Genomic DNA, 18641 nt, shown 5'->3' with positions numbered 1-18641 from the left:
CTCAGGCTCTCAGGCGCAGACCGCGCGGGGTCGCGATGAAGCCCGCCGCCTCCAGGAGGGTGCCCAGGGGGGCGGTCAGGGCCTGGGCGCCGTTGATCCGCTCCACCGTGACCGTGCCGAGCGAGCCCGCGCGGGCGGCCGCGGCCAGGGCCTCCGCAGCCGTACGCAGGCGTGGATCGTCGGTCGCGGCGGTGTCCGGGGCGGAGGGCCAGGCCAGCAGCGTCTTGCCGCCGCGCTCCATGTACAGCGTCAGCTCGCCCTCCACCAGCACGACCAGGGAGCCCGCCTTGCGGCCCGGCTTGTGCCCGGCATCGTTCGGCGGCTCGGGCCAGGGAAGTGCCGCGCCGTAGGCGTTGGCGGGGTCGGCCGCGGCGAGGACCACGGCGCGCGGGTCGGGGGAGGACGAGCGCGCGAGGCGGTCGCCGAAGCCGCGGTTCGCCGGTGAGCCGTAGGCGGAGGCCGGGCCGCCGCCCCGGGGGGCGCCGTAGCCGGGGGAGGCGAAGGGGTCGGTGGGAGCGAGGTCGCGGGGGGAGACGTACTCGTCGGCGCGACGGTTCTCCGGTGGCCAGGTGAAGTCGCCGGGCGTGGCCGGGTGGTCCTCCGGTGGCCAGGTGAAGTCGCCGTCGAGGCCCGGGTGGGCGAGTCCGGCGTCGGCCTGGTCGAAGGCGTTCGGGGTGGTGTGGCCGCCGTCGATGAAGAGCGGGTTGCCACCGCCGAAGCCGTCCGGGACGCCCGGGGCGGGCAGGCCCTCGCCGCGTTCGCGGGCGTTGGACACCGCGCGCAGGCGGTCGACCGCGCCGTCCATCGCGAACTGGGCGGCGCCCAGGCCCTCGACCACGTAGCCGCGCCTGGCCTGGCCGCTGTCCTCGAACGCCGACAGCACCCGGTACACCGCCGAGAAGCCGCCCTCGACGCCCTCGGCGGCGACCGCCCCCCGGGTGACCACGCCGTGCCGGTCGAGGAGGACGCGCGCACGCGCGTGGGCGCGCACGGTGGCGTCCGGCTCGGGGGCGGGGAGCAGGGACCAGCGGCCGGCCACCGTCGGCGGGCCCGTGCGGGAGGCGGGGCGCGCAGCGGCCGTCAGGGAGCCGTAGCGGCCGCGGGGGACGGCGCGCTTGGCGCGGTGGGCCGTCGAGCCCGCCGTGCGGCCCGAGCCCAGCAGGGAGCGCATGGGAGCGAGGGTGTCGTTGGTGAGCCGTCCCGTCCACGCCAGGTCCCACAGGGTGTCGGCCAGTTGGGGATCGGTGACGTCGGGGTGAGTGGTGGCACGGACCTGGTCGGCGATCTGGCGGAAGAACAGGCCGTAGCCGCCGGAGAGGGCGTCCAGGACGGACTGGTGGAGCGCGGTCAGCTCCAGGGGATGCGGCGGTGGCAGAAGCAGCGGGGCCGCGTCCGCCGCGTACAGGGAGACCCAGCCGTCCTTGCCGGGCAGGGCGCCCGCTCCGGCCCACACCACCTCACCCGCGGCGGTGAGTTCGTCGAGCATCGACGGCGTGTAGTTCGCCACGCGGGAGGGCAGGACCAGCTTCTCCAGCGCGGATGCCGGTACCGAGGCGCCCTGCAACTGCTCGACGGCGCGCACCAGTCCGTCGATGCCTCGTAGTCCGTGGCCCTTGCCGATGTGCTGCCACTGCGGCAGGAACTGGGCCAGGGCGGCAGGCGACACCGGTTCCAGCTCGTGCCGCAGCGCGGCCAGGGAACGGCGGCGCAACCGGCGCAGTACGGCCGCGTCGCACCACTCCTGGCCGATGCCCGCCGGGTGGAACTCGCCCTGTACGACACGGCCGTTCGCGGCCAGCCGCTGCAGGGCGCCCTCGGTGACCGCCACGCCCAGGCCGAAACGGGCCGCCGCGGTGGTCGACGTGAAGGGGCCGTGGGTGCGGGCGTAGCGCGCGAGGAGGTCGCCGAGCGGATCCTTCACCGGCTCGGTGAACGCCTCGGGGACACCGACCGGCAGTGCCGTGCCGAGCGCGTCGCGCAGCCGGCCCGCGTCCTCGACGGCCGCCCAGTGGTCCTGTCCTGCGATCCGGACCTTGATGGCCCGGCGCGCGGCGGCCAGCTCCCGTGCCCACGGGGGCTCGGCGCCCCGCTCGGCCAGCTCGGCGTCGGTCAGCGGGCCGAGCAGGCGCAGCACGTCGGCCACGCCCTCGACGTCCTTGACGCGCCGGTCCTCCGTCAGCCACTGCAGCTCGCGCTCCAGCTCGGTCAGCACGTCCGCGTCGAGCAGCTCGCGCAGCTCCGCCTGGCCCAGCAGCTCGGCCAGCAGCCGGGAGTCCAGGGACAGCGCGGCGGCGCGGCGCTCGGCGAGCGGGGAGTCGCCCTCGTACAGGAACTGGGCGACGTACCCGAAGAGGAGGGAGCGGGCGAAGGGGGACGGCTCCGGGGTGGTGACCTCGACCAGGCGGACCTTGCGGGACTCGATGTCGCCCATCAGCTCTACGAGGCCGGGGACGTCGAAGACGTCCTGGAGACACTCGCGGACCGCTTCCAGGATGATCGGGAACGAGCCGAACTCGCTCGCCACCTGGAGCAGTTGGGCCGCCCGTTGGCGCTGCTGCCACAGGGGCGTGCGCTTGCCCGGGTTGCGGCGCGGCAGCAGCAGCGCGCGGGCGGCGCATTCGCGGAACCGGGAGGCGAACAGGGCGGAGCTGCCGACCTGGTCGGTGACGATCTGGTCGACCTCGCCCTTGTCGAAGGCGACGTCCGCCGCGCCCACCGGCGCCTGCTCGCTGTCGTACTCGGTGCCGGCCTTCATGGGCTCCTGGTCGAGCAGGTCCAGGCCCATCAGGTCGGCGTCGGGCAGGCGCAGCACGATGCCGTCGTCGGCGTGCATGACCTGCGCGTCCATGCCGTACCGCTCGGAGAGGCGGGCGCCGAGCGCGAGGGCCCAAGGGGCGTGGACCTGGGCGCCGAAGGGGGAGTGGACGACGACCCGCCAGTCGCCCAGCTCGTCGCGGAAGCGCTCGACCACGATCGTGCGGTCGTCCGGGACATGGCCGCAGGCCTCGCGCTGCTCGTCCAGGTACGACAGCACGTTGTCCGCCGCCCACGTGTCCAGGCCCGCGGCGAGCAGCCGCAGCCGGGCGTCGTCCTTGGGCAGCGAGCCGACCTCGCGCTGGAACGCGCCCACCGCGCGCCCCAGTTCGAGCGGGCGGCCCAGCTGGTCGCCCTTCCAGAACGGCAGCCGGCCCGGCACGCCCGGCGCGGGGGAGACCAGAACGCGGTCTCGGGTGATGTCCTCGATGCGCCAGGAACTCGTGCCCAGCGTGAAGACGTCCCCCACCCGGGACTCGTAGACCATCTCCTCGTCCAGTTCGCCGACCCGGCCGCCGCCCTTCTTGGGGTCGGAACCGGCGAGGAAGACCCCGAAGAGGCCGCGGTCGGGGATCGTGCCGCCCGAGGTGACGGCGAGGCGCTGGGCGCCCGGCCGGCCGGTGATCGTGCCGGCCACGCGGTCCCACACCACGCGCGGGCGCAGCTCGGCGAACGCGTCGGACGGGTAGCGGCCCGCGAGCATGTCGAGGGTCGCCGTGAACGCCGACTCGGGCAGCGAGGCGAAGGGGGCCGCGCGGCGGACCGCGGCGAGCAGGTCGTCGAACTGCCAGGTGTCCAGCGCCGTCATGGCGACGAGCTGCTGGGCCAGCACGTCCAGCGGGTTCGAGGGGACCTTCAGGGACTCGATGGCACCGGTGCGCATCCGCTCGGTGACCACGGCCGACTGGACCAGGTCGCCCCGGTACTTGGGGAAGACCACGCCGGTGGAGACGGCGCCCACCTGGTGCCCCGCGCGGCCGACGCGCTGGAGTCCGGAGGCCACCGAGGGCGGGGACTCGACCTGTACGACGAGGTCGACGGCGCCCATGTCGATGCCCAGCTCCAGGCTGGAGGTGGCGACCACGGCGGGCAGCCGGCCCGCCTTGAGGTCCTCCTCGACGAGGGCGCGCTGCTCCTTGGAGACCGAGCCGTGGTGCGCGCGGGCGATCACCGGGGGCGCGCCCTGGGCCGCGCCCGAACCGCCCATCAGCTCCGCCGGGGCGTGATGCTCCTCCAAGGGCTCGCCGGTCGCCCGCTCGTAGGCGATCTCGTTGAGCCGGTTGCACAGCCGCTCGGCCAGACGCCGGGAGTTGGCGAACACGATCGTGGAGCGGTGGGCCTGGACCAGGTCGGCGATCCGCTCCTCCACATGCGGCCAGATCGACGGCTTCTCCGCCCCCTCGTTGCCGTCGGCCGCCGGGGAGCCGCCCAGCTCGCCCATGTCCTCGACCGGGACGACCACGGAGAGGTCGAACTCCTTGCCGGACTCCGGCTGGACGATCTCCACCTTGCGGCGCGGCGAGAGATACCGGGCCACCTCGTCCACCGGGCGCACGGTCGCCGACAGGCCGATCCGGCGAGCCGGCCTGGGCAGCAGCTCGTCCAGCCGCTCCAGAGACAGCGCGAGATGCGCGCCGCGCTTGGTGCCCGCGACCGCGTGCACCTCGTCCAGGATCACCGTCTCCACGCCCGTCAGCGCGTCCCGCGTGGCCGACGTGAGCATCAGGAACAGCGACTCGGGGGTGGTGATCAGGATGTCCGGCGGGCGCGTGGACAGGGCGCGCCGCTCGGCGGCCGGGGTGTCGCCGGAGCGGATGCCGACCTTCACCTCGGGCTCGGGCAGCCCCAGACGCACGGACTCCTGGCGGATACCGGTCAGCGGACTGCGCAGGTTCCGCTCGACGTCGACCGCAAGCGCCTTGAGCGGCGACACGTACAGCACCCTGCAGCGCTTCCTCGGGTCGGCCGGGGGAGGGGTCGAGGCCAGCTGGTCCAGGGCGGCGAGGAACGCGGCCAGCGTCTTGCCCGAACCGGTGGGGGCGACCACCAGCACGTCCGAGCCCTCCCGGATGGCCTGCCACGCGCCCGCCTGAGCCGCGGTGGGCGCGGAGAACGCCCCCGTGAACCAGCCGCGGGTCGCGGGCGAGAAGCCGTCGAGGGCTCGGTGTGCGGAGCTGACCATGCCACCCATCCTGCACCCGGCCACTGACAATCGTGCTGACCTGGGGAATCAGGGGTGGACAGGCCGACGGGAGCGGGTCGGCGGGCGGGACGGACAATGGCCGTATGACGGGTTCGGCGGAGCGGGCGCGGCACTGGCGGTACGAGGAGCTGCCCGGCGTCGATCTGCTGCGTGCCCGCTACATCCGCAAGACCTTCGTCCGGCACACCCACGAGAACTTCGTGATCGCGGCCATCGCCGACGGCGTCGAGGTGTTCCACCACCGCGGCTCCGACGTGTCCGCCGGAGCCGGCGCCCTCGCGCTGGTCAACCCGGACACTCCGCACACGGGCCGGGCCGGTGTGCCCGAGGGCTGGCGGTACGGTGCCGTCTATCCCTCGCCCGAGGTGGTGGCCAAGATCGCGGCCGAGACCACCACGATCCGCGGCACGCCCGGCTTCGTCAGCCCGGTCCTCGACGATCCGTACACCGTCCGCCTGGTCCATCAGGTGCTCCGCGCCGCCGACGAGGGCAACGCACTGGCCGCCGACACCCTGCTGCGCGTGGCCGTGACCAGGCTGCTGCGGCTCAACGGCGGGCCGCTGCCGCAGCGGCGGACGCGGACCGCCGGAGCGCGGATCGCCGCACGCGCGCGTGCCGTACTGGAGGAGCGGATGGCCGAGCCGCCGACCCTGGAGCGCCTCGCCACCGACCTCGGAACCAGTCCGTTCGCCCTGCTGCGGGCGTTCCGCGACGCCTACGGCATGCCGCCGCACACCTGGCTGACCGACGCCCGGGTGCGCCGCGCGCGGCTGTTGCTGGACGCGGGGACGGCACCCGCCGAGGCGGCCGTCGTCGTCGGCTTCACCGACCAGCCGCACCTCAACCGGCACTTCACCCGGATCGTCGGGGTGCCCCCGGGCGCCTATCAGCGCGAGCGCAAGAACGTACAAGACCCGGGCTGACGGCCGCCCGTACCGTCCGGGGCGTGGCACAACAACAGACAGCACTCGCGGACATGGCCGCCGACGGCACGGGAAAGCCCGACGCCGCCGTCGTGCGCGACGCCCTGGGCGTCGGCGTCGCCGTCGGACTCTCCGGGGTCGCCTTCGGGGTGACCTCGGCCGGCAGCGGACTCGGACTCCTGCAGACCTGCGCGCTCAGCCTCCTGGTGTTCACCGGCGCCTCCCAGTTCGCCCTGGTGGGCGCGCTCGCCGCCGGCGGCAACCCGTTGACGGCCGCCGCCGGCGCGTTCTTCCTGGGCGTACGCAACGCCTTCTACGGGCTGCGGCTGTCGCAGCTGCTGGCCCTCCCGCGCGCGGTGCGGCCGTTCGCCGCCCAGTGGGTGATCGACGAGACCACGGCGGTGACCCTGGCCCAGCCGACCCGGCGTGCCGCGCGGATCGGGTTCACCGTCACCGGGCTCAGTCTCTACCTGCTGTGGAACCTCACCACACTGCTCGGCGCGCTGGGTGCGAAGGCCATCGGGGACAGCGACGCGTGGGGCCTGGACGCGGCCGGGCCGGCGGTCTTCCTGGCGCTGCTCGCCCCGATGCTGAAGACGTCCACCGAGCGCGTGGTCGCCGGCCTCGCGATCCTGCTCGGCCTCGGCCTGCTGCCCGTCCTGCCGGCCGGCGTACCGGTCCTGGTGGCCGCGCTGGCGGCACCGGCCGTGCTGTTCGCCGAGGGCCGGCGCGGGGGTCGTACCCGACAGGACGCGCCGGACGGATCGGATGCGCCGAATGTATCGGGCATATCGGACGGGCTGGATGTGCCGGACGGATCGGAGGAGGTCCGATGAACACCTGGATCGCGATCGGTGTGACCGCTCTCGGCTGCTATGCCGTCAAACTCGCTGGGCTGCTGGTGCCCGCCGGCGTCCTGGAGCGGCCGTTCGTCCGGCGGCTCGCGGCCCTGCTGCCCGTCGCCCTCCTCGCCGCGCTCACGGCCCAGCAGACGTTCGCCGACGGGCACGCGCTCGTGCTGGACGCGAGGGCCGCGGGGCTCGGCGCGGCCGCCGTGGCGCTGGTGCTGCGCGCACCGTTCCTGCTGGTCGTCGCGGCGGCCGTGGTGGTGACGGCGGGGGTGCGGGCGATCGGTGGGTGAGGGCGGCGGGGGTCGGCGCCGGGGACAGCTGATGCCAGTTGGGGTCGGCCGGGGCAGCCGGGCTCGGCCGGGTTCAGTCGGGCTCGGCTGACGTCAGCTGGGGGCAAGCCGGGCCACCCGGGCCACCTGGGTCAGTCGGGCTCGGCCGACGTCAGTCGGGGGCAAGCCGGGCCACCTCGGTCAGCCAGGCTCGGCCGGTGCCAGCCGGGCTCAGCCTGGATCAGTCGGGGCCAGCCAGGCTCGGCTGGCATCAGTCGGGCTCGGCCGGCATCAGTCGGGCTCGGTCGGTGTCAGTTGGGCTCGGCCCGGGTCAGCCCACGAAGCGGCCGTACGCCCTGAGGGTGCGCAGTGCCTCGATGGTCACCATGGGGCGCGCCTCCAGCGTGGGAGCCGGTGCCCAGTGGCGCCAGCGGACGGGCCAGCCGCCGTCCTCCTGCTGCTCGGCGGCGAGGAAGTCCAGGGAGCGCGCCATCTCCTCGTCCGTGAACCACGCGCGCGCGAGCGAGTCCGGGCTCTTCGCGAAGTCGTGCGGGAAGTGGTGCTCGCCCGGGGCATAGCCGGAAGCGACCGGGTAGGCGTCGAGGCGATCCGGGTCCAGGGCCGCCAGCCGCTGCTCGCGCACCAGGCGGCCGAGACGGTCGGCCGCGGCCTCCGCGCGCGGGCGGTCGGGCGCGGAGTCCAGGAAGGCCACGGCGGCCTCCACTTCGTACGGGTGGGACTTCTCCAGGGACTCCACGGCCTGCCAGCAGAAGTCGGTGGCCCGGAACAGCCAGGCGTGCCACACCTCGTTGCGGTGCAGCAGCCCGACCACGGGACCGGTGGCGAGCAGTTCGCTGGGAGGGTCGTCCACGACCGGGACGAACGGGGCCACCGGATAGCCGCGCTGGCTGGGATGGATCGCCGGCAGGGCGCCGTCCGCGGTGGAGACGGAGGTCAGATAGCGGCACACCCGCTCCACCCGCTGCCCGCCGCAGCGCCCGACGGCGTCCAGCACGCGCAGCGCGTGACCGGTGTGCAGGGGCTGGCTCACCGGGCCGCGCAGATCGGGTTCCAGCGCGTGGCCGTACCCGCCGTCCTCGTTGCGGTAGGCGTCCAGCGCCGCCTCCACCGGATCGGCGGCGCCGTTCAGGAAGTGGTAGGCGAAGAGCCGCTGCTCCAGCACGCGCGCGGTGAGCCAGACGAACTGTTCGGCGCGGAAGAGCGGGGAGCGCGCCGGGGTCGTAGAGGGGAGTGGGGAAGCTCCTGTTTCGGCCATGCGACAGACCGTAGGGCGGAAAGCGGTCTCGGCAAGCGGTCCCGGGCGGGCCCCACCCCCAGGGGCGGGATACTGGAGTCATGCGGTTGACGGTCTTCTGGCAGCGGATGGCGGAACACTTCGGTCCGGGGTACGCCGACACCTTCGCGCGCGATCATGTGATGACGGATCTGGGCGGGCGCACGGTGCACGAGGCACTGGACGCCGGCTGGGAGGCCAAGGACGTGTGGCGCGTGGTCTGCTCGGTGATGAACGTGCCCGGGGAGCAGCGCTGACCGGGCACGAAGTTCCCGGGCGGGCAGCGGGCTGTCGGTGGCGTGGGCGAGACTTGGCCCGTGGCACCCACTGACGAGACCGTGCCGGTCGACCGGTACGCAGCATCCCCGACCGCTACGACGACGCCCGACCGGCCCCCGGCCGACGCCGCCGCGCCGAGCGGCCGCATGCCGCGCTGGCTGCCGCGCGCCATGGTGCTCGCGCTCGCGCTCATAGCCGCCTTCCAGCTGGGCAGCTGGGCCTTCCACCAGCTGACCGGGCTGTTGATCAACATATTGATCGCGTTCTTCCTGGCCCTCGCCATCGAACCCGCGGTGAGCCGGCTGGCCGCTCGCGGCATGCGCAGGGGACTCGCCACCTTCCTGGTCTTCCTCGGCCTGATGATCGTCACCGCCGGCTTCATCACGTTGCTCGGCTCGATGCTGGCCGGCCAGATCATCAAGATGGTCGAGGGCTTCCCCGACTACCTGGACTCGGTCATCAACTGGATCAACGAGACGTTCCACACGGACCTGAGGCGCGTGGACGTCCAGGAGGGACTGCTGCACTCCGACTGGCTGCGCAAGTACGCGCAGAACAGCGCGGCCGGCGTGCTCGACGTGTCCGCCCAGGTGCTCGGCGGCCTCTTCCAGCTGCTGACGGTCACGCTGTTCTCGTTCTACTTCGCCGCCGACGGCCCCCGGCTGCGCCGCGCGCTCTGCTCCGTCCTGCCGCCCGCGCGCCAGGCGGAGGTGCTGCGGGCCTGGGAGATCGCCGTCGACAAGACGGGCGGCTACCTCTACTCGCGCGGCCTCATGGCGCTCATCTCCGGGATAGCGCACTACATCCTGCTCGCGGCCCTGGGTGTGCCGTACGCGCCCGTGCTCGGTGTCTGGGTGGGTCTCGTCTCGCAGTTCATCCCGACCATCGGCACCTATCTCGCGGGTGCGCTGCCGATGCTGATCGCGTTCACCGTGGACCCCTGGTACGCGGTGTGGGTGCTGGTCTTCGTCGTGGTCTACCAGCAGTTCGAGAACTACATGCTGCAGCCCAAGCTGACTGCCAAGACCGTCGACATCCACCCGGCCGTCGCCTTCGGCTCGGTGATCGCGGGCACCGCGCTGCTGGGCGCGGTCGGCGCGCTGATCGCCATCCCGGCGGTCGCCACGCTGCAGGCCTTCCTGGGTGCGTACGTGAAGCGGTACGCCGTCACGGACGATCCCCGGGTGCACGGACACCGCACGCGGGGGCCGGCCGGCCCGCGCCTACGACGGCTGTGGGAACGGCGGCCCAGCGCGGAGGAGTCCTCGTAGGAGCCCGCGTCGGGGACAGGAGCCTGCGTCGGGGGTCGTGTTCAGTACGTGTCGTGTTCAGTACGTGCCGTGTTCAGTACGTCAGGACCGCCCACACCCCGGCGGCTGCGACGGCCGCCACGTAACAGCCCACCGCGGTGGCCACGGTGCGCCACCGCACCCGCTCGCTCCAGGTCGTGCAGGACAGCAGCCAGGCCAGCAGCGGCAGCACCAGGACGGCGTGCAGGCTCACTCCGTGCAGCGGCTTGAGCGGGGCCGTCGAGTGATAGGCGGCCTCCTGGTGGCCGGTCCGGGTGAGCACGACCCCGCGCGCGATCATCGCCGCGCCCGAGGCCAGCGCCACGAGCAGGATCGCGAACCCCGAGCGCACCGCGAGCGGCATGCCGGCGGGGCCCGTCGGCCGGTGCCGGAAGGACGCGACGGCGAAGACGGTGAGCAGCACCACCAGGACACCACCGCCCACCGCGAGCGTCATGGACACCGCCGTGTCGAAGGGGGTCTCCATGTTCAGGTGCGAAGGCACCCGGCGCCACGCCTGAAGGGTGATGCCGCCGACCTCCACCACACAGTCCGCGGCGAAGACGACGAGCAGGACGGTGCGCAGCCGCGCCCCGACGCGCAGGTAGGACGTGACCCAGGTGATCGCGATCAGCGTCACCCCGAAGGAGAGCCCGAACGTGACGGGCTTGCGCCAGGAGACGGGTCCGTCCCAGGGGCCGCCGTCGACCGCGAACACCACCAGGTGGGCGAGACCGGAGAGGACGAGGAGCAGACCGGGCGCGTGACACAGGCGCTCGGCGGGGCGCGGACTCTTCATGGCCCCAGGCTCCCGGGAGCGCCCCGCCCGGTCGTCGTCCGGCCGAAGACACCCGCCGTACGACGCCGGGAGTAGCGGCGCGCGCCGCGACGCGGAAGAGGCTCCGGGTACCGCGTGGTGCCGCTTGACACGAAAATCGAACATCCATTCTTATGGAGGCTCGGGCAAGGCTCCAGACGGGGATTTCGACATGTTTCGTCATGAGATGTCCCCTCGTTATCCACAGGCCGGGCCGACGTCGGGGCGCATTGTCAGTGGCAGGCGTTAGCGTCTTTGACGTGAAGCGATCGACTCAAGCAAACCGGGTGGAACCCATGGCAGGAACCGACCGCGAGAAGGCGCTCGACGCCGCGCTCGCACAGATTGAACGGCAGTTCGGCAAGGGCGCGGTCATGCGCCTGGGCGAGCGGCCGAACGAGCCCATCGAGGTCATCCCCACCGGGTCGACCGCACTCGACGTCGCCCTCGGTGTCGGCGGTCTGCCGCGCGGCCGAGTGGTGGAGGTGTACGGCCCGGAGTCCTCCGGTAAGACGACCCTGACCCTGCACGCCGTGGCCAACGCCCAGAAGGCCGGCGGCCAGGTTGCCTTCGTGGACGCGGAGCACGCCCTCGACCCCGAGTACGCGCGCAAGCTCGGCGTCGACATCGACAACCTGATCCTCTCCCAGCCCGACAACGGCGAGCAGGCCCTGGAGATCGTGGACATGCTCGTCCGCTCCGGTGCCCTCGACCTCATCGTCATCGACTCCGTCGCCGCGCTCGTCCCGCGCGCGGAGATCGAGGGCGAGATGGGTGACAGCCACGTCGGTCTCCAGGCCCGGCTGATGAGCCAGGCCCTGCGGAAGATCACCAGTGCGCTCAACCAGTCCAAGACCACCGCGATCTTCATCAACCAGCTCCGCGAGAAGATCGGCGTGATGTTCGGCTCCCCGGAGACCACGACCGGTGGCCGGGCGCTGAAGTTCTACGCCTCGGTGCGTATCGACATCCGCCGCATCGAGACCCTGAAGGACGGCACGGAGGCGGTCGGCAACCGCACCCGCTGCAAGGTCGTGAAGAACAAGGTCGCCCCGCCCTTCAAGCAGGCCGAGTTCGACATCCTCTACGGCCAGGGCATCAGCCGCGAGGGCGGCCTGATCGACATGGGCGTGGAGCACGGCTTCGTCCGCAAGGCCGGCGCCTGGTACACGTACGAGGGCGACCAGCTCGGCCAGGGCAAGGAGAACGCGCGCAACTTCCTCAAGGACAACCCGGACCTGGCCAACGAGATCGAGAAGAAGATCAAGGAGAAGCTGGGCGTGGGTGTCCGGCCGGAGGAGCCCGCGGCCGAGCCGGGCGCGGACGCGGCGGTGACCACCGCGGCCGAGGACGACGCCAAGGCGGCGCCCGCCAAGGCCACCAAGCCCAAGGCCGCCACTGCCAAGAGCTGACCCGTGACACGACGAACCGACTGGGCCGAGTACGAGTACGCCACCCCCGGTACCCCACGGGGGAGGGGCACCGGCGGCGACTCGGGCTCCGCCACGGCCGGTGACGACGGGTACGGAGACGGGTCCGGGGACGGGGAGCACGGCGGGTCCGGGGCACGGCGCGCTCGGGGGCGCGGCCGTGACCGTCGGCGGGGCGGCTTCGGGGAGCCGCCCGGTGAGGACGAAGGCACCCCCACCTCGTCGAGGGCCGAGCGGGGGGAGTCTTCAGGGGACCCGGCTGAGCGGGCGCGGGCGATCTGTCTGCGCCTGCTCACCGGGACCCCGCGCACCCGCAAGCAACTCGCGGACGCCCTGCGCAAGCGGGAGATCCCCGAGGACGTGGCCGAGGAGGTGCTGTCCCGGTTCGAGGAGGTCGGGCTCATCGACGACAGCGCGTTCGCGGACGCCTGGGTGGAGTCCCGGCACCACGGCCGGGGGCTCGCCCGCCGCGCACTCGCCCGGGAACTGCGCACCAAGGGCGTCGACTCCGCGCTGATCGACGAGGCGGTCGGCCAGCTCGACTCCGAGCAGGAGGAGGCGACCGCCCGCGAGCTGGTCGCCCGCAAGCTGCGGGCCACCCGTGGCCTCGACCGCGACAAGCGGCTCCGGCGCCTCGCCGGCATGCTCGCCCGCAAGGGCTACCCCGAGGGCATGGCCCTTCGCGTCGTCCGCCAGGCCCTGGAGGAAGAGGGCGAGGACACGGAGTTCCTGGAGGGCGAGGCCTTCTGACAGCCGGGCGCCCGGCCGGGCGGTGGGGTTAACCCCCGCCCAAGACGCCGGGCCACCGCAGTGCTTGCGGACCCGTGCACGCGCGAGTGTGTATGCACGCCCCGGACCACGGCCCACGCCGAGGCCGGCGGCGCACGGACTCCGAGACGCACAACAGAAGAGAGCCCGCCCGATGATGCTGCGTTACGCCCTCCAGACCATCCGCGCCCGTAAGGCGGGCTTCCTCGGTGCCTTCCTCGCCCTGATGTGCGCGGCCGCTCTGATCACCGCCTGCGGCACCCTCCTCGACACCGGCCTGCGCGGCACGATCCGCACCGAGCGCTATGCCGCCGCTCCCGTCGTGGTCTCCGCCGACCAGTACGTCCACCAGACCACCGTGAAGCACAAGAAGGGCAAGACCAAGGTCAAGCACAAGGCGAAACCCGTCGCCGAACGCGCCTGGCTCTCCGCGGACCTGCGGGCCACCCTCGCCCGTACCCCCGGCGTCGCCCGGGTCGTCCCCGAACTGACCTTTCTCGCACAGCCGTTGATCCCCGTCGGCACCGGCGGCCGTACCGCCTACGGGCACGCCTGGGACTCCGCGGCGCTGACGCCGTACCGGCTGGCCTCGGGCAGCGCGCCCAAGGCCGACGGCGACCTCGTCATCGACGATGACCTCGCGGCACGCGCCCACCTCCGGACCGGCGACCGCCTCACCGTGCAGTCGACCCAGTCGCCGCGCAGCTACCGGATCACCGGCATCGCCACACCGGCGACCGCGGTGCGCCACCAGACGTCGCTGTTCTTCTCCACCGCGGAGGCCGAGCGGCTGGCCGCGCACCCCGGGCAGGTCACCGCGTTCGGTGTGCTCCCGGCCAAGGGCGCCGATCCGGAGGCGGTGCGGCAGGCTGTGGTGCGGGCGCTGCACGGCACCACCGCGCAGGTCAGCACCGGCGACGCCCGCGGGCCCGTCGAGTTCCTGGACGCGGCCACCGCCCGCACCCGGCTGGTCAGCATGGGCGGCGCGATGGGCGGCACCTCGCTGCTGGTGGCGGTGCTCGTGGTCGTCGGCACCTTCGCGCTCTCCGTCCAGCAGCGCCACCGCGAACTCGCCCTGCTCCGCGCCATCGCCGCCACCCCCGGCCAGATCCGCAGGCTGCTGGGCCGGGAGGCGCTGATCATCGGCGCGGTGGCGGGCAGCGCCGGCGCACTGCTCGGGCTGCCGCTGGGCGGCTGGCTGCACTCCCGGTTCGTCGCCCTGGGCGCCGTACCCGTCACGCTTCAGCACACCGTGAGCGTCTTCCCGCCGCTCGCCGCCCTTGCCGCGACCCTGCTCGGCGCCTGGGCGGCGGCCCGGATCGCCTCCCGCAGGATCGCCGGGATCCGCCCGGCGGAAGCCCTGGCGGAGGCCAGGACCGAGCGCACCCGCCCGGCCTGGGGGCGTATCGCCGCCGGTCTGCTGCTCCTCGCCGGCGGAGTCGTCCTCGTCGTCGTCCTCACCTCCCTGCGCACCGAGCCCGCCTCGACTCCCGTGACCTTCCTCGCCGTCGTCGTCCTGTCCACCTCCGTGGCCCTGCTCGGCCCGCTGCTGGTCAAGGCGGCCGCGCTGCTGCTCGCCGGTCCCCTGCGGCTCACCGGTCAGGGTGGCCGCCTCGCCACCGCCAACCTGCGCGGCAACGCCACCCGGATGGCCTCCGTCGTCACCCCCCTCACCCTGCTCATCGGCATGACCTGCACCGTCCTGTTCGTCCAGCCGACCCTCGGCGACGCCGCCCGGACCCAGGCGCGCGAGGGTGTCACCGCCGACTGGGTCGTCGCCGCCCAGGGGCCCGGAGTCCCCGGTGAGGCAGCACGGCGGCTGCGTGGGCAGCACGACACCGTCACCGAGGTGGTCCGCACGACCGTCCGCATCGGCCTCGACAAGTACCCGGCCCAGGGCGTCACGCCGACCGGTCTGACCCGCACCTGGGACCCGAAGGTCACCGCCGGCTCCCTTCGTGATCTCGCCCCCGGCACCGTCGCCGTCAGTGAACTGGCCGCGGACCAGCACCACTTGAAGCCCGGGAGCACTCTGAAGCTCACGCTCGGCGACGGCGCGCCCGCCACGCTCACTGTCGCCGCCGTCTACGCCCGGGGTCTCGGTTTCGGCGACCTCACCTTCGCCCGCGACCTCGTGGCCCGGCACATCGACAACCCGCTCGCCTCCTCCGTCCTCGTCAGCACGACCCGTACACAGACACAACTCGCGACTACGCTGCGTGAGTTCCCGGGTCTGCGGATTCTTTCGCCGGCCGCCGCGGACTCCCTCCAGGCCGACCGGCAGCAGGCGAACGCCGAGGTCAACTACCTGGCCATGGGGCTGGTGCTGGCCTTCACCGCCATCGCGGTCGTCAACACCCTCGCCATGTCGGTCGCTGAGCGTGTCCGGGAGTTCGCCCTGCTCCGCCTCGCCGGAGCGACCCGCCGTCAGGTGCTGCGCGTGCTGCGCACCGAAGCACTGTCCGTGCTGCTGCTCGCCACCGCGCTCGGCAGTGGCATCGCCCTCGCCGTACTCACCGCGTTCAGCCTCGGCATGACCGGCCGGGCGGCCCCCACGGTCACGCCCCTCCTCTACGTCGGCGTGGTCGCGATCGCCGCCCTGCTCGCGCTCGTGTCCAGTGCCCTTCCGGGACGGGCGGCGCTGCGGGTACCGGCGGTGACGGTGGCCACGGCGAAGGAGTAAGGGGAGGGACAGGCCGTGGCCGCCGCCCTGCTGAGCCTCCGTCAGCCGTTCACCGGCTCCACCGGCAGCCCCTGCGCCCGCCATGCCTGGAAGCCGCCGACCAGGTCCGTCGCGCGGTGCAGGCCCAGCTGGTGGAGGGAGGCGGCTGCCAGGCTGGAGGCGTAGCCCTCGTTGCAGATGACGACGATGTGCAGGTCGTGGCCGGTGGCCTCGGGGGTCCGGTGGCTGCCCTGCGGGTCGAGGCGCCACTCCAGTTCGTTGCGCTCGATGATCAGCGCGCCGGGGATCACGCCGTCCCGCTCGCGCAGGGCCGCGTACCGGATGTCGACCAGCAGGGCCTCACCGGTCCGCGCCGCCTCGTGCGCCTCCTGTGCCTCGACGCGCCGGTAGCCCGCGCGGACCCGCTCCAGCAGGTCGTCGATGCCCACGGGCTGTGTCTCCGTGCCGCCGCTCACTGCCAGTCCTCCGGGCGCTCGACCTGCTCCAGGCGCAGTACCTGACCCGTGCGACTGTAACGGCGGATCCGTGGCAGCGGCGGGTAGTAGGCGTGGACGGAGATCGCATGCCGGTCCGGGGACTCGTTCAGCACCTCGTGCACGTGGTGGCGGCCGAAGGAGCGGCCCTGTCCGGCGGGCAGCCGGCGCTCGCGGTCGACGCCCTCGGTGAGTTCCAGGGTCTTCCAGCCGTCGGTGGGCAGCCGGGCGGCCAGTGAGTACTCCTTGAGTTCACCCGCCGCGGTGAGGAAGGCGCCGACCGAGTCGGCGTGGTCGTGCCAGCCGGTGCCGGAGCCGGGCGGCCAGCCGATCAGCCAGGCCTCGCTGCCGCCGGGGCCCTCGAGCCGCACCCAGGTGCGGCCCTCCGGGTCGAGCGGCAGCGAGGCGACCAGCTCGGTGTCGGCAGCCGTGCGCCGCGCGAAGTCGAGGAGGTCCGCCTGGGTCGGCGCCGAGCCGGTGGCACCGGCGGTGGCAGCGGGGGAGACGGAGGGGGATACAGACACGTGCACCGTCCTGAAGAGGGTTCGCCGAACGGGCGCACAACGGCGCCCGGAGCAAGAAAGGGGGGAGCGAATTCAGCAGGACGGGCGACACACGCAGCCCGCATAGCGGACGAGGTCCATATGGACCCTCCGCCACAGGCGCACACAGGTGTCGGTCACGATCCGGAGTACAGCACGCTGCCGCACTCCGGTCAACTCACCGTCACCATGTGGACAGAGGGTGACCGGGCGCACGGTCAGCGCGCGCCGGAGCCGGCCTCCGCCCCCTCCTTCTCCTTTTCCTCCTTCGCCTGCACGGCACCGCCCAGCGTCGCCTCCGCCGCCGCGTACAGGTCGGCCGGACGCACTCCGCTCAGCGCGGTGACCAGGTGGCCGTCGGGGCGCACGAGCAGCACGCTGTGCGCCGGCGCACCCGGGTAGTCCTCGGCGACCAGCAGTTCGGCCGGGTGCGGAAGCGCCGTCACCGCGGCGGCGAGCCGGGGCATGACCCCGGCGGACACCCAGTGCTTGCGGTCCCACACGCCCGTGCCCGGTGCGATCAGCACGACGAGCAGTGCGCCACGGCCCAGCCGGTCGCGCAGCCGTACGAAGGAACCGTCCTCCGCGGTGACCCGCACATCGGTCACCGCTGAGCCGAACGGCGTGTCGACCGGGATCTCCGCCTCCAGGTGCCGGGGTGCGAGCGGCGAGTCGGCGTACGCCCCCGGCGCACCCACCGGGCCGCGCCCCAGGTGACCGTCCGTGAGCAGTGCGTCGTGACCCCGGGCCGCGCCCGGGACGTAGTGACGCAGCCCGCCCCCGCCGCGGAGCACCGGCAGCAACTGGTCGGCGGCGCGCAGCCGGGCGGCGACCACCGCGCGCCGCTCGGCCTGGTAGCTGTCGAGCAGCGCCTCGTGGTGCCCGTGGTGCCAGGCCGGGGCCAGCTTCCAGGCCAGGTTGTCGGCGTCCCTGAGGCCCTCGTCGAGCCCCTGGGTGCCGAGCGCGCCGAGCAGGTGGGCCGCGTCCCCGGCGAGGAAGACCCGGCCGGCGCGCCAGCGCCGGGCCAGCCGGTGGTGCACCGTGTGGACACCGGTGTCGAGGAGGTCGTACGCCGGTGTGGTGCCCTCCGTCCAGCCCGCGAGGGTCTCGCGGATCCGGGCCACCAGGATCTCGGGCGTGACCAGGTCCTTGCCCGGCGGCAGCAGCCAGTCCAGACGCCACACGCCGTCCGGGAGGGGGCGGGCGGTCACCTCCCCGGCCGAGGGCCCGGACGACCGCCACGGCGGCATCCGATGGAGAAACGCCTGGCCCTCCCAAGGAAGTTCCACGCGCAGGGCGGCCACCGCGTGCCGCTCCACCGCCGTACGGCCCGGGAAGCGGATGTCCTGCAGCTTGCGCACGGTCGAGCGGGGCCCGTCGCAGCCGACCAGGTAACTGCCGCGCCACCAGGTGCCCTTGGGGCCGCGGGTGTGGGCGGAGACGCCGGAACGCTCCTGCTCGATCGAGTCGAGCCGGCTGTCCACGGCGACCTCGACCAGCGGCTCGTGGGCGACGGCCGCGCGCAGGGCGCCCGTGAGGACGTGCTGGGCGAGGTGCAGCGGCGTGGCGGGATCGCCCTCGTCGAAGGTGATCTCGGTCATCACCTGCCTGCGCCTGACCGACCGCCATCCGGTCCATCTCGTGCCGTGATCACCGAGCGCGAATCCGGTCAGCCGCTCCAGCAGGGCGGCCGTGTCCTCGCGCAGCACGACAGTGCGCGCCGGGCGTGGTTCGTCCTTGCCGGGGCCCTCGTCCAGGACGACGGAGGGCACCTCCTGGCGGGCCAGCGCCAGGGCGAGCGTGAGCCCGACGGGCCCCGCTCCGACGATGATCACCGGGTCCACGGCGCGGCGCCCCCTGCCCGCAGCGGTGCCCTGACGGACATGGAGGAACAGGAAGGTGAAGCGGGGTGCACGATCACAGAACGTATGCAACCCATTGGCAGAGTTTGCGTCAAGTGACCAGAGGCAGTGGCGATCATGCCACTGCCTCTGGGTGACGCATTC

The 18641-nt window shown here is 73.4% G+C and carries 15 protein-coding genes; 8 read left to right on the top strand and 7 right to left on the bottom strand.

From position 1 onward, the window contains the following. Position 1: 1 nt before the first annotated feature. Positions 2-4996, bottom strand: a complete 4995-nt coding sequence (locus BEK98_RS12360) for an ATP-dependent helicase (RefSeq protein WP_094216499.1) — start codon at positions 4994-4996, stop codon at positions 2-4. Positions 4997-5100: 104 nt separating this feature from the next. Between BEK98_RS12360 and BEK98_RS12355 the strand changes: the two genes are divergently transcribed. From BEK98_RS12355 to BEK98_RS12345, 3 genes are read left to right on the top strand one after another with little or no spacing between them, the layout of a single operon-like run. Beyond that, a complete protein-coding gene (locus BEK98_RS12355; RefSeq protein ID WP_094216498.1) occupies positions 5101-5940 on the top strand; it encodes an AraC family transcriptional regulator in 840 nt (279 codons plus the stop codon). Between the two features lie 53 nt (positions 5941-5993). Continuing rightward, on the top strand, positions 5994-6776 hold the full coding sequence (locus tag BEK98_RS12350; protein WP_244201844.1) for an AzlC family ABC transporter permease: 783 nt from the start codon (positions 5994-5996) through the stop codon (positions 6774-6776). Beyond that, positions 6773-7081 carry an AzlD domain-containing protein gene (locus BEK98_RS12345; RefSeq protein ID WP_094216497.1) on the top strand — a complete coding sequence of 103 codons (309 nt, stop codon included), beginning with the start codon at positions 6773-6775 and terminating at the stop codon, positions 7079-7081. The genes BEK98_RS12350 and BEK98_RS12345 overlap by 4 nt, the downstream gene beginning before the upstream one ends. Before the next feature lie 310 nt (positions 7082-7391). On the opposite strand, the gene BEK98_RS12340 is transcribed toward BEK98_RS12345, so the two are convergent. Further along, positions 7392-8336, bottom strand: a complete 945-nt coding sequence (locus tag BEK98_RS12340; protein WP_094216496.1) for a hypothetical protein — start codon at positions 8334-8336, stop codon at positions 7392-7394. Between the two features lie 80 nt (positions 8337-8416). Between BEK98_RS12340 and BEK98_RS12335 the strand changes: the two genes are divergently transcribed. Further along, complete coding sequence (locus BEK98_RS12335) at positions 8417-8611, top strand: DUF3046 domain-containing protein (protein ID WP_094216495.1); 195 nt, start codon at positions 8417-8419, stop codon at positions 8609-8611. Between the two features lie 60 nt (positions 8612-8671). Beyond that, entirely contained in the window at positions 8672-9904 is a 1233-nt protein-coding gene (locus tag BEK98_RS12330) for an AI-2E family transporter (RefSeq protein WP_094216494.1), read from the top strand. Positions 9905-9977: 73 nt separating this feature from the next. Here BEK98_RS12330 and BEK98_RS12325 read toward each other — a convergent pair whose 3' ends face one another. Next, complete coding sequence (locus BEK98_RS12325) at positions 9978-10721, bottom strand: hypothetical protein (protein ID WP_094216493.1); 744 nt, start codon at positions 10719-10721, stop codon at positions 9978-9980. Positions 10722-11035: 314 nt separating this feature from the next. Between BEK98_RS12325 and recA the strand changes: the two genes are divergently transcribed. The 3 genes from recA (at position 11036) to BEK98_RS12310 (ending at position 15620) form a co-directional block, all read left to right on the top strand. Next, positions 11036-12151: a recombinase RecA gene (gene recA / locus BEK98_RS12320; RefSeq protein ID WP_094216492.1), complete on the top strand. Its 1116-nt coding sequence runs from the start codon at positions 11036-11038 to the stop codon at positions 12149-12151. Between the two features lie 3 nt (positions 12152-12154). Continuing rightward, entirely contained in the window at positions 12155-12919 is a 765-nt protein-coding gene (recX, locus tag BEK98_RS12315) for a recombination regulator RecX (RefSeq protein WP_094216491.1), read from the top strand. 172 nt (positions 12920-13091) lie between these two features. Beyond that, positions 13092-15620, top strand: coding sequence for an ABC transporter permease (locus tag BEK98_RS12310; RefSeq protein WP_094216490.1), 2529 nt, complete (start codon positions 13092-13094; stop codon positions 15618-15620). A gap of 41 nt (positions 15621-15661) precedes the next feature. Here the strand turns inward: BEK98_RS12310 and BEK98_RS12305 are convergent, their stop codons facing one another. From BEK98_RS12305 to BEK98_RS12295, 4 genes are all read right to left on the bottom strand, one after another. Then, positions 15662-16081, bottom strand: a complete 420-nt coding sequence (locus BEK98_RS12305; RefSeq protein ID WP_094216489.1) for a rhodanese-like domain-containing protein — start codon at positions 16079-16081, stop codon at positions 15662-15664. After that, positions 16072-16617: a cupin domain-containing protein gene (locus BEK98_RS12300; RefSeq protein WP_094216488.1), complete on the bottom strand. Its 546-nt coding sequence runs from the start codon at positions 16615-16617 to the stop codon at positions 16072-16074. Before BEK98_RS12300 ends, BEK98_RS12305 begins: the two co-directional genes overlap by 10 nt. A 72-nt stretch (positions 16618-16689) precedes the next feature. Beyond that, positions 16690-16761: a putative leader peptide gene (locus BEK98_RS51100; RefSeq protein WP_309544753.1), complete on the bottom strand. Its 72-nt coding sequence runs from the start codon at positions 16759-16761 to the stop codon at positions 16690-16692. A 92-nt stretch (positions 16762-16853) separates the two neighbouring features. Next, positions 16854-18479: an FAD-dependent monooxygenase gene (locus BEK98_RS12295; RefSeq protein ID WP_094216487.1), complete on the bottom strand. Its 1626-nt coding sequence runs from the start codon at positions 18477-18479 to the stop codon at positions 16854-16856. Positions 18480-18641: the final 162 nt, after the last annotated feature.

The organism is Streptomyces diastatochromogenes, assembly GCF_002242805.1.
GTDB lineage: Bacteria > Actinomycetota > Actinomycetes > Streptomycetales > Streptomycetaceae > Streptomyces > Streptomyces diastatochromogenes.
This window is presented reverse-complemented; position numbering and strand designations above follow the sequence as displayed.

What these genes read in the sequence shown, in the direction of transcription:
- BEK98_RS12360 (WP_094216499.1), bottom strand. Translation starts at nt 4,996, where the DNA reads ATGGTCAGCTCCGCACACCGAGCCCTCGACGGCTTCTCGCCCGCGACC.
- BEK98_RS12355 (WP_094216498.1), top strand. Translation starts at nt 5,101, where the DNA reads ATGACGGGTTCGGCGGAGCGGGCGCGGCACTGGCGGTACGAGGAGCTG.
- BEK98_RS12350 (WP_244201844.1), top strand. Translation starts at nt 5,994, where the DNA reads ATGGCCGCCGACGGCACGGGAAAGCCCGACGCCGCCGTCGTGCGCGAC.
- BEK98_RS12345 (WP_094216497.1), top strand. Translation starts at nt 6,773, where the DNA reads ATGAACACCTGGATCGCGATCGGTGTGACCGCTCTCGGCTGCTATGCC.
- BEK98_RS12340 (WP_094216496.1), bottom strand. Translation starts at nt 8,336, where the DNA reads ATGGCCGAAACAGGAGCTTCCCCACTCCCCTCTACGACCCCGGCGCGC.
- BEK98_RS12335 (WP_094216495.1), top strand. Translation starts at nt 8,417, where the DNA reads ATGCGGTTGACGGTCTTCTGGCAGCGGATGGCGGAACACTTCGGTCCG.
- BEK98_RS12325 (WP_094216493.1), bottom strand. Translation starts at nt 10,721, where the DNA reads ATGAAGAGTCCGCGCCCCGCCGAGCGCCTGTGTCACGCGCCCGGTCTG.
- recA (WP_094216492.1), top strand. Translation starts at nt 11,036, where the DNA reads ATGGCAGGAACCGACCGCGAGAAGGCGCTCGACGCCGCGCTCGCACAG.
- BEK98_RS12310 (WP_094216490.1), top strand. Translation starts at nt 13,092, where the DNA reads ATGATGCTGCGTTACGCCCTCCAGACCATCCGCGCCCGTAAGGCGGGC.